Origin of the sequence: Mesorhizobium sp. M0500 (genome assembly GCF_040321165.1) — a bacterium.
Lineage (GTDB): Bacteria > Pseudomonadota > Alphaproteobacteria > Rhizobiales > Rhizobiaceae > Mesorhizobium.
This window is the reverse complement of the sequence record NZ_JAMYRB010000004.1, coordinates 342817-354413: the sequence shown is the minus strand read 5'-3', so window position 1 is coordinate 354413 and position 11597 is coordinate 342817. Positions and strand designations below refer to the sequence as shown.

The window sequence follows — 11597 nt, the reverse complement described above, 5'->3', positions numbered from 1 at the left end:
GTTTTCCATGCGCTACGGATTTTCGGTTCGCCTGCACGAAGACGTCAGTTCCCGAGTTCGGGCTACATTGCGGTCCGGGATTGCCATCAATCTGACTGCTGTCGCCGAAGCCGCGCGACTGCAGAACCTCGCCGAGAATGTTGCGCGCGAAGACATCGAATGGCTCGTCATGCAAGCAGCCCAGCTCTACGGGGCGGCTATCGAGTTCGACGGCTTCGCGGAAACCGATCTGGCGGAGTTTGCGTGCCCTCAGCTGATGCAAAGAAGCCCCGCCGTGGGCTGGGACGCCTTGGAAGACGGAGCGTCCGCTTCGCCGGATCCTGGCCGTCAAACACACTGAGGCGCGTGCTCGTGTGAGCCCCGCCCTGCTGCCGCCACGTGCAAGGCGGTAAGTAGCCCGCCATTGGGATGGCGGGCTTGGCGCCGACGAATCTCGCGCCTGAATATGAGCTCTGCACTGGCAGGCACGAGGAATGGCTGTTGCCATTGCCTGGGCAGGGCAGTTCCGCCGTGACCGGACCGATCCGGACAAGGCGGGGCGGCCGGGCCTATACCATGAACGTAGCCTATAATGGATCTGAATTCTGCCGTTTGGACGCGTTCAATCCAAGTCTGCCTAAATCCGCTCGTTCACGCTTTGCGTGGTCGCGCCTTGGGTTTGCTTCCGTCCTTGGTGACGGGCGCCGGCTTAGGCTGGCGTGCTTTCGGCTTCGGCCGGCTGGCGGTCTTCTCTTTCGCGGCGATTTCCGTGTCGATTTCTGTGGTAGCCTGATCCCAATGCTGCTGATGCGCCCCATCGGGCCTGCCTGCCTGTTCCCAGATCGCGTGTGCCCGCTGGCGAATCCGTTCCTGCCTGTCCGTCACTGATACCTCCGTCGGCTCGGTTCATGCGTAAGCAACGCTGTTCTAGCTGAAATTTCGACCCGCGTCTTGAGGCGCAGGCAACACCGTCATTGAGCCTCTCTGTCACACAGGACAGCGACGCCAAGGAGCGCCGCCTTCTTGATGATCAGCCCTTCAAGGTCGGCGTCCGAGCGCTCGGTTCCGGTGCGTTCGCGCAACAGTGCTATCGCCGCCTTCATCGACAGCAGGCCATCGCCTCGTTCAGCAAGCAGTTTGTCGACGGCGGCGGCCACGTTGACCGGCTCGACATGCGGCAGCATGGGAATGGCTCCTTTCCTTGTTTCGAGACGACAGCGGCTCCATCCCGATCGCGCGGGATGGAGCTCTGATTTGGTTATTAGACCGTGACCTTTCCAAACCCGGTTCGCGGTTTGGCAACGCCGATCACTCGATGACCTGCACTATCTTGCGGGTGCCTGGGTCGACGAGCACGGTGCGATTGCCGACGACGACGTATCTGTACCGCACGTCTGGAACATCGATCGGTTGCAGCTCGACCGTATCGGGCAACGTGGAACCGATATTGAGCTCCACCCCCAGAAGACTGATCGACGCAAGCGGGTGCTTGTGGACGTATTCGCGGATGACCGTCTGCTGTTCGGGCGTGACAATCACCTGGTCCGCGGTGGCCACGCCGACGCCGGCAAGCAACGCCAATCCCGCCGCAGCAGGAACAAGGTGGATTTTCATCGTCTACTCCTGTTGTTACGGGCCTCGCCCTTACAATTGCGACGCGGCATTCCGGTCGAAGCGGCGAACCCTCTAGGCAAACGCCCACGCCACCTTGTTGTTCCGTAAGTGGCGGCTAATCGAACACCGGTGAAGTGCCCGCGCGATGCGGCGAATGGACTGCGAATGAACTGCGGTGGCCCGCGTCGCAAGACGCGGGCCGATCGGTTTCCCGATCAGCAGCGATACCGGAGGGGGGTGATATCTACTGCGTCTGAAATAACATTTAGGACAAGCTAATGTTCCTAAGCGAGTGCAACAAACCTGCCGGCGCAAGCGGCGCGAAGTTGCCGCTCGTCGCTGCTACTGCTTTGGCGGCTGTGGCGGCACCTCGCCGGGCTTGATCACCGGGGTCTTGCCCTCATCCGGCGGTGGCGCCGCCATGCCCTGATCGCCCGTTGGCGGGGGCTTCAGCACCCCACCGCATGGCTCGAGCGTATCGGACAAATTGTTGCCGGCCGGCTTCTGCTGCTCGCTGTTCTTGTCGGGCAGCTCGACTTTGCAGCGGTCGGATTGCGCCTGTTCGCCCGGCTGCGCGGCCGCCGGCACCGCCAGCAGCAGCGCACCTAGCATATACGGCAAGAAAATGAGCGGTCTCATGTCGAGCTCCTTTCGCGCCAGTATCTTCTGAATGTGAAGGCGGGCAGGCGCGATTGGTTCCGTCGTGCGGCAATGCGCCCGGACCGCAGCGGCCCGGAACCGGCCGCCAGACTTATGAGTTCAACCACTGAGCCAATTCAGGGCCCCTGACATTATGGAGAACCGCGATGAAACCGCGCAGGAAAGAACGAACCGACGACGAGACGGAGAGCCCGACGATCCAGCAGCAGGACTGGGACGCCATCCGGAGCGGGAGAATCCTCCCTGACGGCGTGCCGCAAAACGGCGATATTCGCTACGACGTCGAGAAAAGCGGCGAACTGCCGGAGGAGGACGACGATAACGCTTACCAGGAAAGCGACGAGGCCTTGCCGGACGACACCGATGAACGCGTCATTTCGCGCGATCTCCAACGGGAAGGTGGTCCTTTCGACGAGGAATGAGCCACCGCCTTCCGCATTCTGCATCGGCGGTCGGATGAAAAACCCTTGCTTTCAGTCCGGGAGGTCGAAGACCGGATCCTGGCAGCGATAGACCGGACATTGACCGTCACGCGTCTTGATATAAGCGGCGCGCGGCACCTGCGGCCAGTCGCATTCATTGCCGAATTGGCGGACGTATCGATCGTAGGTGTTCTGGCCGGTGGTCAGCACCACCGAGCGATGCCTCTGGATCAGAAGCTGTGTCTGTTCGCACGTCACTCGCGCGGCTGTCCGGCCGGGCGTGGGCCGTCGCGGCAAACAGAAGCGCCCCGGCTGTCAGGACTGCCGCTTGTGTCAGGACCTTGGCAAGCATGACACCATCTCCCATGCCTAACGCGCATCTTGGTCGGGCAGCGCCGGATCGAGCCGCCCTGTCGCGAAAGAAAGATCGTACAGAATGCGAGGGAAAATGCAAAAAGCCCGCCGCACCTTTCGGTGCGGTGGGCTCCAACTGAACGTCACTATTTCGTCGGGCTTGGGCGGCTTACTCCTCCTTCACCGGCCCGAACCGGCGCACGATCATTTCGAAGACGATGTCCGAAATCCACATGGCCGAGACGCCGATTAGGAACGCCGCGGCCAGCGTCGTGGTGTCGTCGTCCGGAGAAGGAATGGGCAGGCCGGCGGCGCGGAAATAATGCACGACCGGCAGCGTCAGATAGGCCGCCGCCAGCGCGCCGCAGATCGGCGAGGCCACCATTTCGCGGACCTTGTAGCGATGGCGCGACAAGGCCCGCAAAATGCCGCCGGACAGGCCGGCGACCAACACCGGCGCCTTGATGCCCAGGACGTCGAGCAACTCGTGCATCATGGCGTCCACCCGCACCATCTGGCGCCCTGCCCGTTGAAGGCATTCATCTCGTCGAGCTCGGGCCGGGTCATGGCGGCGACCACGGCCGCCGATGGCCGGCGCGGCTGGTTATGGTCGCACCAGACCTGGCGCGGATTACCGGCCGGCGCGGTTGTCGTGCAGCCGGCGAGCACCAGGCAGAGGATCAGCGCCTTGCCCATTTCCCAGCCTCCGCTCTGGCTGCCGCATCGGTCATGCCGGCGGCCTTGCGCTCTTCGGCGGCGGCCTCGCGGCTCATTTCCAGGCGGTCTTCGGCGGCCGCGACTTTTGCCTCGGCCTGTTTGACCGCCTCCTTCTTCGCCCGGTTGATGCCGCCGGCAACATAAAGGCCGATGCCGCCGGCCGCAGCGGCCAATACCGTCATGACGACCTTGTTGCCGAGGATGGCGCTGAGAATGGCGAGGAGTGCGGCCATCACAAATCCTCCGCGCGGCGGCGGCGCAGGAACTCGGTCAAAACGCCGTTGATCACAAGAAACCAGGGGAACCATTCCCCTGGGATAATCGGCGAAAGAACCTGCGGGTCGACATAGGTAACGACGGTCGCGATAACGCCGATGGCCGCCTGAAGCCGCGCCCAGAATATTGTTTCGCTGCCGCGGAAGAAGCTCTTGATCCGGGTCCACATGTCATTTCCTTCCAAACAGTTTCAGGATGGCTGATAGTTTCAGGATGGCTGCGATCAGCGCTGCCCAGAGGCCGGGCCTGGCGGCAGGCACGGGAGGTGCAGAGGACGCGGGCGCAGCGGTCGCTTGCGGAACGGCAATTGGCTTAGCGGGCTCTGGCGGGACTGCGGGGACGACCGCCGATGACACCGGACCGGCAGACGGCCAGGGCGTGTCCTTGATGCGCGACCATTTGCGATAGGCCTCGGCAAGCCTGGTATCGTAGGCGTTCTTGCGGTAGCCGGCGCCGTTGTAGCCCTTGGCAAAAGCAGCCCAGTCATGATTGCGCAGATTGCCGTCGAGCCGGTTCGCGACGATGAAATCGATCGCCGCACCGAGCTGCAGCGCCTCGTCCGCCATCATTGCCTCGGCCATCGCCTGCACGGTAAGGAAGCCCGCGGCCTTGAAATTCTCGCCGAGGACCTGACCCAGCCCCCACGAAGCGGATTTGAGCGCCGCGGTTTCGTCGATCGCACAAGCTGCCCTGAGCCGTGGGTAGCTGTCCCTGGGATAGGGCTTTGCGCCCCACTTCGGATAGGCGAGGCCGGCGGCTACCGCCTTTGCCCGCTTGGCACCCGACAGGTTGCGGTAGAAGACGTGCGGTTCGAACAGGATGACCGGCCGGCCAACGGCGTCGAAGCCGCGCCCGCTGGTTTCAACATCGAGGAACGCGTGCATCTCGTCCTCGCCGACGCCGATCCGGGCACCGAGTTTCGGCAAGTCTATATCATCGAGGCGCCTGGCGGCGCCCCTGAACGTCATGTCCATGGGCAGTCCTTTCCGCCCTCGCGGGCAAGGTTTTGAGGTTGAAAAAGCAGATGCGTGGCGGCAAAGCAGAATTGGGCGGCAGCCCGTGCCGATGTTGCAAGGAAGGTTGATGTTTTCGACCTGCCGTGTGAAATGGCCGCGGGATGGTGCACATGTCTGATGATGAACAAACCGCTGCGGCGCGCTGGACGGTGAAGTCCGAGCTCCGCACCGTCGGTCGCGACAAGCCGCTGCTGCTGGTGCTGTCGGCGATCCTCTGCCTCTATTGTGCGTTTATCGCCGGACCGATCGTCTATGCGGTGCTGGCCATCAACGGCATTGCGGATTTCTTCAAATGAAGCCAGTTCCGGCGATCTCGCTCAGGTCCCGGTTCCTGCGTCTACCGCGCCCGAAATTGCTCGACCTGGATGAAATTGCTTAGCCGGGATGAAACTGTTCCCGTCTATCGTTCGTACCTGTAGCGGGTACGGGAGGACACGTGACGATAAGAATCAGGCTTCCAGGCGGCACCTTGAAGATCAAGAAAAGGGACGAGCTGCGGCGCCGCGAGCAGAAACGCGAGGTGCCGGTTTGGCAGTTCGGCAATTACTTCGTCATCTGGTGGCCGAGCGGCATGTCCGGTCGCCCATCCTCGCCCAATAAATCCTCGCCCAGGAAATAGCCCCCGCACCCGACGATCCCAACTGGCACTGGCGCCCCGTGCGGGATCGGGAACCGCCGCGCGCGCCCGAACCTCAAGACCGCTCGACTAGTCCCAGAAATAGTCAGCGGGCAGGCATTGACTCTTCCGCAGCGGAAGGTCTCTGATGCTGCATTGCACAATGGGGTGGCGGAATCGATGGCGGTGCGTATCAGGATGCCTGGCGGCACACTGAAGGTGAAGGTGTACCGCGAATTGCGCGACCGCGAACGCGCCCGCCGCATACCCGTCGTCAAGATCGGCCGGATCTATTTCACCTGGTGGTCGAACCGCCAGCGCCTGATTGATGATCAGTCGCCAGGGTGACGCATGAATTTTTTCGGCTGCCATGCGCCTGGGAAAGCCCGCCCCGACCTCCGCCGGCCAGCTTGCAAAATAAGTTGATGAGGCCGCTGTTGACTCTTCCGTAACGGAAGGTCTCTACTTACCGCATTGCACGAAAATTGCTGCGTTGCACAACGGGAGTTGGACCGATGGCAGTGCGTATCAGGTTGCCTGGCGGCACTCTGAAGATGAAGACCTATCGTGAGTTGCGGGCCAGGGAACGCGACCGCCGCGTGCCTGTGATGAAGATGGGCTCGCTGTATTTTGTCTGGTGGTCGAAAAGCCAGGAACCTCACCAGAAGCCGCAGGACAGCAGACGGTAGCGGCTCCGCCGCGGTGGGTCTGCGTCGGCGATGAACCCTAGCCGAAACCTCTCCTCCCAGGATTTCTGGTCGAGTTGCAGTGCCGTGTTGGTGTGACCTCGCGCGGCTCCCGATTGTTCTGACGTCTTTCGGCGATTTTCACGGCGTCTAGACTGGCGGACGCGGTCGTTCGCAAGCTTGCAAACCGCCGCCGCTTGTCGCAATAGCTAGGCCGTAAAGAGACGCATGGATGATGGAGGCTGACCTGTCTATTGCGAACAGCCGATTTCGGTTGTCGGCTCAGTTAGCCGACGAGCCACCGATCCCACGTGCAATTATTGATTCGGACCTCGAAGACGCGGCGCGGGCATTCTTCGAAGGGGTATCTGAACACCAACATTGGAAGCATTTCTTCGAGCGATCGCAGCTTTTCGCTGAGAGGGTGCGAAAGTCGCGCTTCGGCCGCAACTGATATGCCATTCGTTCCACCATTCCTCTACCGCCTAGCCGGCATCAACTCCGGCCCCGCAACGAAGCTAAGTTTGCGGAGCGTCCGCAGTTTGCGGCGAGGCAAGCATGCGATCGGCGAAGAATGCATCATCAACAGCGTCTTTTCCTTCGATCGCGCCGATGCAAAGATCACCGTTGGAAAAAGATCCTATATCGGCAAGAGCCACCTCGTGGCGGCTGAGAAGATCGAAATCGGGGATGACGTGATCATTAGTTGGGGTACCACAGTCGTCGATCACAACTCACACGCGACGGGTTGGCAAGACCGCAAGGAAGATGTCGCCGACTGGCATCAGGGAAAAAAGGACTGGTCAAAGATCACCATTGCGCCAGTGAAGATTGAAGACAGTGTTTTTATCGGCTTCAACGTCATTATTCTCAAGGGCGTAACGATCGGCAAGGGATCGGTCGTTGGTGCGGGCTCTGTCGTCACGAAAGACGTGCCGCCCTTTAGTATGGTCGGCGGTAATCCTGCAAAGCAAATCGGCGGCGCTGCTGCTAGATCAGCGACTTGAGCACAGAGCTCCGGCCATGTAGGCCATGCTGCGCATCGCCGTCTTGGGTGCAAACCTTAGAAATTCGGTCCGCAGTCTGTGTTTTACCCATCCTTTTTTTTCGCCAGCCAGGTGCTGTTCATAAGCGAGGTCGTGCGCAAAAACCTTTAGCCGTTCGACCTTTAGCCCAGACGTTTTGAGAAGGTTTTCAAACGTTTGGGTCGTGTAGAAGTTGATATGCCCATACGGCCCTGACATCCGAATGGCCTTGCTGAGATCTCGCGTATGCTCCAAAGGCACTTCAATATAGAGCTTCTCGCAGACCCGAGCCGCCTCCCTCAGAAACATCCGTTCGTGCTCGACGTGTTCGACGACGTGAATGGCAAGCCCAAGATCGAACGACTTGTCGGGATGAGGGATGTGATAGCCGTCGAATACGTCGATGCTGTCCAGTTTGGCGATTTTTCTTGCCTTGATGGCCTCGACGCCGCTCTTCGAAATCTCGACGGCGCCAAGCTTCTTACCGAGCCCCTTCCTGTTCAGCTTATCCAGCACCGCACCTTCGCCCGCCCCGATGTCAAGAATCCTGTCGAAGAATTGGCCTTGAATGACCGCTTCGATGTGCCCGACCGACTGGTTTGAAGCTATGTCCCGTTTTGCGGCTACTTTTCCATCGGCGTAATAGTCGTCATAGATGTCGATGATGCTGCCGGCATGCGCCATGGGACAATCCTCCAAGGATAGCCCCCGCCGACCTCATCCTGCCATTGCCTGCGAATGGCGTCCAGCGTCGACTACGGCGCCGCCTACCCAGACCTCGACGAGACCCTCAATGTCGCCGTCAGGAACCGGGATTTCGCGGCTGTGTGCCGGATCCTTCGGCTTTGCGACCATGATCATTGCGCCCACCACCAGCCATTCCTCGCCCTCCTCGAGCTCGGTGATGATTTCGCCCTTATGCTGAATAGCGAATGCCATTGCTTATCCCCTTTCCGCGACTTGTTCGATGAAGCGCAGCGCATTGCCGTCATGGCCGGCATCGTTGAAATGCAAGCCCTCTTGATAGTTTCCCGAATTGATGTAGTCGAAGCCGTCGATCGGGATGGTCAGCATATTGCGCGATCGATAGGTCTGACGGATTGCGCCAAGGGCGGCATCATAGGTCCGACCGCCCGTGTAGCTTGCATCCCATGCGGCTGACGGCCGCGTCGGCGGCATCACAAGGATACGCGGTGCAGCGGCCGCTTCCAACGTGTTGATGATTGTTGCGATGTTTGCCGATATCGTGGCCGGCGGCGTGCCAAAGCTGTCATTGATGCCGAGCGCCAGGATGGGCACGATCTTGCCGCCGGCGTAGCCGCATTGAGCGGCGGCCGATGTAAGACGCGCGGTGTTGAATGACGAGAAGGCATAGCTGCCGTGTGCCGCGCGCAAGGTGCGCAGGCGCGGACGCGAGCCGGCCGCCTTGACGCCAAGCCTGATGAGCCCGGTAATCTCGACAGGACCGCCGACAGCCGTAAGAGTGTAATTGCCGCTTGCCGCCTGCCCGGTGAGCGAAGGCCCCGAATACTGATCAAGCGCCAGGGCGCCCGCGCAGTTGACGGTTTTGTACGCCGCGCCGCCGTTGAAGACAAAGGCAAGCGACCCCTGGCCGGCGTCCTGAGTGTAGTGGACGTCGACCTGTTCATAGGTGCCGGTAAACGCCAAGGACGCGCCGGCGGCGAGGATGATGCTCTCGCCGATCGGCCCGCGCGACCCTGTCAACACGCTCCCGGCGACGGTGACGCCATAGAAAGTCGGAAGATAGGTAGAGCTTGGCCGCAAAGCAGTCATGCCCGGTTCATCGTCGGCAATGCCGATATTGGCAAAACGCGTAACCAGGTTGAACCAGTGTTTCGGCCCGTCGCTGGCAAGCGCCCAATGGCCGATGCTATCGGCGATCAGGCAGAGCACATCGTTGTTGGCGATGTGTTCGGCCATCGTCGCGCGAAAGCCGTCATAGAGATTTTGCAGCGACGGCCGGCGCGGAATGAAGAAGCGCTTACTGTTGACGGCCGGCTTGCCAGGTCCCCAAAAACCGTCGCCAGATGCGGGAATGGCCGTCAAGGCGAAATTTCCAGGCGGCACATAGGGATTGGGATGAGCGCTCGCCGCGGACGCAAACAGCGCGGTCGCATCGACGACGCCGTTCGGATCGGCGTCAGCTAGCAGGTTCATGCCGGTATTGCTGGCGCCGCCGGTCAAGGCCCGGTCGGCATCGGCGAGCAGACCGGTCTTGATCGTAAAGCGGACCTCGTACCGATGCTGGGCGGACGATGCTACGGTCGCGCCATTCGACAGCGCGCCTGATTTGATCCATGCCGGGATGCCTTGCGGGTTGACGTTGTTTTGAAATTTGTAGGCGCCACCGCTGATCGCCGGATATTTGCCGGCTGGGATTGGGATACCCAGCGGGATATGAGCGACCCCGTTGACCAGCGTCACCGTATATGTGCTTAGGACATTGACCACCAACCCGCCGAGATAGTCCACTACATGAATGAGCGCAGCGCCGGCGCCAGCGCCAGCGCCAACGTCGACCGCTGTAATATGGCCGTCGGCCGGCGCTGGCGTCTGCATGATGACGCTGTAGCTGCCCGGAACGTCCGACCCCGTGTTGACCAGCGTCGGCCAGCCGATTTCCTGGCTAACGCCGACAGCGGAAACGAGACCGTTTGCTGTGGTATAGGCAGCACGCGCCTTGACGGCGACTTCGCCGGTGAAGGTCGCCTTCCACTGCGGACCATTTACAGCGCCTATAGTCTTGGCAGTGTGCGAGGCCGGAACCGCCGCCGTGAACCACTCGACTTCGCCGTTCGGAATTGCCCCGGCAGTGTAGTACCAGCTACCAGCGCCAGTGCGCTGGAGGCCCATGACGCTGCCGGCAGGCTTCAGGATCGAAAGCCCTGAAACAACAGACGACGGGCCGGCTGGAACGGACATTGTCTGGTCGGAAACCAGGCTAAGCGTCCCGTCGCCCTCGACGTGGGCAATAACGATGTGGGCTGTCCCCGGCACGATGCCAAATCCAAGCTCCAAGGTCGACAGATATTCATCGACCGTCGACAGCGATCCAGGCCAAAAATAGACGCTGTCGTTCGTAATCACCGTGCCGCCGACGGAACCCGTGATCGGAACGGGTCCGACGATCCTTGAGCTGATCAGGGCAATTTCCGCCGTTGCCGCGCGAACGCCCGTATCGGCCGCCACAGGCCCGGCCGTGACATTGTACAGCCCAAGCACACCAGTCGAAACTTCGGTCCAGAAATACTCGCCGACATCGACATTCCTGCCCAGCACCGCCGCGGCGGCGGCGCCGGCGAGCCCTGCCGAGGCTGCAAAACTGAACGTCGGCGCCACCGTGTAGGAGCCCGGCGCCGTGATCAGTATCTGCGTCAGCGCCCCGCCCGCCACTATGAAGCGGCCGGCGGCGCCCGAACCGGTCCCGCCAGTAAACGCCAGGTCGAACGTGCCGTTGGCGCCGCCCGAGCCCGCCGTGATCGCACCGTTGCCGACGACGCCGAAGCCGATTGCCGCCGCAGTCGTCGGGAAAATGCCCTTGCCGTAGAGCGAAGCGTCGCGTGCGGCCTGAGCGCTGATGACGGCCGCCGCGGCCGCGACAGCATCGAAATTGGTGGCAGCCCGGTCGGCAGTGGTTTGGCCGGCATTCGCGGCGGAAGCGGCGGCACTGGCGGATGCCTGGCCGGCGCTGGCGGCGGCAGCATCCTTCAGCGCCTGGGTTTCATCGCGCAGCGCTTCGACCTCTTCGACCACGTCCGCGATGTCGGGCGGAACGGATGCGGCGATGGTGATGGCATCGGCGCCGACGGCCGGCTCGTCGGCCGTGAACTCGAACACGCGGTCCGCATTGTCCGATCCGATCTGGGTATGGACCGTCGTGCCCTTCTGCAGGGTGCGCGTAGAACGGGCGTCGGCGGCGCGGAACCATTCGCCTTCGCTCGCGGTGTAGATGCCGTTCTGCGTCGGGTCGGCCTGGTCCTTGACCAGCACGCGGTCGCCGATTTCGGCCGGCACGCCGTCGATGGCCTGCAGGCCGTGCAGGAGGATGTCGGCCGTGGTCGCGAGGCGCACGGGTTCGCGTTCGCCGGTCAGGAGACGAACGGCGGCAGTTGCAGGTCGGGACATGAGGGCTTGCTCCATGAAAAAAGCCCCGCATAAGCGAGGCTGTAAGGGTTCGGTGCTGGTGTGGGAAAGCTAAGCTACGCGGCCGG

The 11597-nt window shown here is 61.8% G+C and carries 20 protein-coding genes; 7 read left to right on the top strand and 13 right to left on the bottom strand.

Translation table 11 applies throughout. The features are described 5' to 3' along the window. The first annotated feature begins 7 nt into the window (after positions 1-7). A complete protein-coding gene (locus NKI70_RS11285) occupies positions 8-340 on the top strand; it encodes a hypothetical protein (RefSeq protein ID WP_023675769.1) in 333 nt (110 codons plus the stop codon). A 290-nt stretch (positions 341-630) separates the two neighbouring features. On the opposite strand, the gene NKI70_RS11280 is transcribed toward NKI70_RS11285, so the two are convergent. From NKI70_RS11280 to NKI70_RS11265, 4 genes are all read right to left on the bottom strand, one after another. Beyond that, complete coding sequence (locus NKI70_RS11280; RefSeq protein ID WP_352594170.1) at positions 631-864, bottom strand: DUF2934 domain-containing protein; 234 nt, start codon at positions 862-864, stop codon at positions 631-633. Positions 865-950: 86 nt separating this feature from the next. Beyond that, complete coding sequence (locus NKI70_RS11275; protein ID WP_352594171.1) at positions 951-1163, bottom strand: hypothetical protein; 213 nt, start codon at positions 1161-1163, stop codon at positions 951-953. A gap of 124 nt (positions 1164-1287) precedes the next feature. Next, complete coding sequence (locus tag NKI70_RS11270; protein ID WP_023675766.1) at positions 1288-1593, bottom strand: DUF1236 domain-containing protein; 306 nt, start codon at positions 1591-1593, stop codon at positions 1288-1290. Between the two features lie 342 nt (positions 1594-1935). Next, complete coding sequence (locus NKI70_RS11265) at positions 1936-2232, bottom strand: hypothetical protein (protein WP_023675765.1); 297 nt, start codon at positions 2230-2232, stop codon at positions 1936-1938. Positions 2233-2399: 167 nt separating this feature from the next. On the opposite strand from NKI70_RS11265, the gene NKI70_RS11260 reads away from it, so the two are divergent. Further along, entirely contained in the window at positions 2400-2675 is a 276-nt protein-coding gene (locus tag NKI70_RS11260) for a hypothetical protein (RefSeq protein ID WP_023675764.1), read from the top strand. Positions 2676-2726: 51 nt separating this feature from the next. Here NKI70_RS11260 and NKI70_RS11255 read toward each other — a convergent pair whose 3' ends face one another. The 6 genes from NKI70_RS11255 to NKI70_RS11230 all read right to left on the bottom strand — a co-directional run bounded on the left by NKI70_RS11255 (position 2727) and on the right by NKI70_RS11230 (position 4996). Beyond that, positions 2727-2933 (bottom strand): hypothetical protein, encoded by a 207-nt coding sequence (locus NKI70_RS11255; protein ID WP_352724597.1) that lies wholly within the window; start codon positions 2931-2933, stop codon positions 2727-2729. A gap of 265 nt (positions 2934-3198) precedes the next feature. After that, complete coding sequence (locus NKI70_RS11250) at positions 3199-3522, bottom strand: hypothetical protein (RefSeq protein WP_023675762.1); 324 nt, start codon at positions 3520-3522, stop codon at positions 3199-3201. Further along, the gene (locus NKI70_RS11245) at positions 3522-3725 is read right to left on the bottom strand and encodes a hypothetical protein (RefSeq protein WP_023675761.1); all 204 of its coding nucleotides are present in this window, start codon (positions 3723-3725) and stop codon (positions 3522-3524) included. Before NKI70_RS11245 ends, NKI70_RS11250 begins: the two co-directional genes overlap by 1 nt. Then, complete coding sequence (locus tag NKI70_RS11240; RefSeq protein WP_023675760.1) at positions 3710-3979, bottom strand: hypothetical protein; 270 nt, start codon at positions 3977-3979, stop codon at positions 3710-3712. Before NKI70_RS11240 ends, NKI70_RS11245 begins: the two co-directional genes overlap by 16 nt. Next, positions 3979-4191: a hypothetical protein gene (locus tag NKI70_RS11235; protein WP_023675759.1), complete on the bottom strand. Its 213-nt coding sequence runs from the start codon at positions 4189-4191 to the stop codon at positions 3979-3981. Before NKI70_RS11235 ends, NKI70_RS11240 begins: the two co-directional genes overlap by 1 nt. A 1-nt stretch (position 4192) precedes the next feature. Then, positions 4193-4996, bottom strand: a complete 804-nt coding sequence (locus NKI70_RS11230) for an N-acetylmuramidase family protein (RefSeq protein ID WP_023675758.1) — start codon at positions 4994-4996, stop codon at positions 4193-4195. A 152-nt stretch (positions 4997-5148) separates the two neighbouring features. Between NKI70_RS11230 and NKI70_RS11225 the strand changes: the two genes are divergently transcribed. From NKI70_RS11225 to NKI70_RS11205, 5 genes are all read left to right on the top strand, one after another. Continuing rightward, the gene (locus NKI70_RS11225) at positions 5149-5334 is read left to right on the top strand and encodes a hypothetical protein (protein ID WP_031211530.1); all 186 of its coding nucleotides are present in this window, start codon (positions 5149-5151) and stop codon (positions 5332-5334) included. A gap of 140 nt (positions 5335-5474) precedes the next feature. Beyond that, positions 5475-5657: a hypothetical protein gene (locus NKI70_RS11220; RefSeq protein ID WP_031211529.1), complete on the top strand. Its 183-nt coding sequence runs from the start codon at positions 5475-5477 to the stop codon at positions 5655-5657. Positions 5658-5834: 177 nt separating this feature from the next. Then, positions 5835-6002 carry a hypothetical protein gene (locus tag NKI70_RS11215; RefSeq protein ID WP_023675755.1) on the top strand — a complete coding sequence of 56 codons (168 nt, stop codon included), beginning with the start codon at positions 5835-5837 and terminating at the stop codon, positions 6000-6002. A gap of 167 nt (positions 6003-6169) precedes the next feature. After that, a complete protein-coding gene (locus NKI70_RS11210) occupies positions 6170-6343 on the top strand; it encodes a hypothetical protein (protein ID WP_023675754.1) in 174 nt (57 codons plus the stop codon). Positions 6344-6651: 308 nt separating this feature from the next. Continuing rightward, positions 6652-7347, top strand: a complete 696-nt coding sequence (locus tag NKI70_RS11205) for an acyltransferase (protein ID WP_352724596.1) — start codon at positions 6652-6654, stop codon at positions 7345-7347. On the opposite strand, the gene NKI70_RS11200 is transcribed toward NKI70_RS11205, so the two are convergent. The 3 genes from NKI70_RS11200 to NKI70_RS11190 are packed head-to-tail and all read right to left on the bottom strand — an operon-like array spanning position 7336 to position 11511. Beyond that, positions 7336-8049: a class I SAM-dependent methyltransferase gene (locus tag NKI70_RS11200; RefSeq protein ID WP_352452700.1), complete on the bottom strand. Its 714-nt coding sequence runs from the start codon at positions 8047-8049 to the stop codon at positions 7336-7338. The two genes, NKI70_RS11205 and NKI70_RS11200, sit on opposite strands and share 12 nt — an antisense overlap. 33 nt (positions 8050-8082) lie before the next feature. Continuing rightward, positions 8083-8304: a hypothetical protein gene (locus NKI70_RS11195; RefSeq protein ID WP_352579390.1), complete on the bottom strand. Its 222-nt coding sequence runs from the start codon at positions 8302-8304 to the stop codon at positions 8083-8085. Between the two features lie 3 nt (positions 8305-8307). Then, positions 8308-11511, bottom strand: coding sequence for an SGNH/GDSL hydrolase family protein (locus NKI70_RS11190; RefSeq protein WP_352724595.1), 3204 nt, complete (start codon positions 11509-11511; stop codon positions 8308-8310). Positions 11512-11597 lie beyond the last annotated feature (86 nt).

Bases quoted from the DNA above. Each gene is read 5' to 3' on its own strand.
- NKI70_RS11285 (WP_023675769.1), top strand. From the start codon at position 8: ATGCGCTACGGATTTTCGGTTCGCCTGCACGAAGACGTCAGTTCCCGA.
- NKI70_RS11275 (WP_352594171.1), bottom strand. From the start codon at position 1,163: ATGCTGCCGCATGTCGAGCCGGTCAACGTGGCCGCCGCCGTCGACAAA.
- NKI70_RS11270 (WP_023675766.1), bottom strand. From the start codon at position 1,593: ATGAAAATCCACCTTGTTCCTGCTGCGGCGGGATTGGCGTTGCTTGCC.
- NKI70_RS11265 (WP_023675765.1), bottom strand. From the start codon at position 2,232: ATGAGACCGCTCATTTTCTTGCCGTATATGCTAGGTGCGCTGCTGCTG.
- NKI70_RS11260 (WP_023675764.1), top strand. From the start codon at position 2,400: ATGAAACCGCGCAGGAAAGAACGAACCGACGACGAGACGGAGAGCCCG.
- NKI70_RS11250 (WP_023675762.1), bottom strand. From the start codon at position 3,522: ATGCACGAGTTGCTCGACGTCCTGGGCATCAAGGCGCCGGTGTTGGTC.
- NKI70_RS11245 (WP_023675761.1), bottom strand. From the start codon at position 3,725: ATGGGCAAGGCGCTGATCCTCTGCCTGGTGCTCGCCGGCTGCACGACA.
- NKI70_RS11240 (WP_023675760.1), bottom strand. From the start codon at position 3,979: ATGGCCGCACTCCTCGCCATTCTCAGCGCCATCCTCGGCAACAAGGTC.
- NKI70_RS11235 (WP_023675759.1), bottom strand. From the start codon at position 4,191: ATGTGGACCCGGATCAAGAGCTTCTTCCGCGGCAGCGAAACAATATTC.
- NKI70_RS11230 (WP_023675758.1), bottom strand. From the start codon at position 4,996: ATGGACATGACGTTCAGGGGCGCCGCCAGGCGCCTCGATGATATAGAC.
- NKI70_RS11225 (WP_031211530.1), top strand. From the start codon at position 5,149: ATGTCTGATGATGAACAAACCGCTGCGGCGCGCTGGACGGTGAAGTCC.
- NKI70_RS11215 (WP_023675755.1), top strand. From the start codon at position 5,835: ATGGCGGTGCGTATCAGGATGCCTGGCGGCACACTGAAGGTGAAGGTG.
- NKI70_RS11210 (WP_023675754.1), top strand. From the start codon at position 6,170: ATGGCAGTGCGTATCAGGTTGCCTGGCGGCACTCTGAAGATGAAGACC.
- NKI70_RS11200 (WP_352452700.1), bottom strand. From the start codon at position 8,049: ATGGCGCATGCCGGCAGCATCATCGACATCTATGACGACTATTACGCC.
- NKI70_RS11195 (WP_352579390.1), bottom strand. From the start codon at position 8,304: ATGGCATTCGCTATTCAGCATAAGGGCGAAATCATCACCGAGCTCGAG.
- NKI70_RS11190 (WP_352724595.1), bottom strand. From the start codon at position 11,511: ATGTCCCGACCTGCAACTGCCGCCGTTCGTCTCCTGACCGGCGAACGC.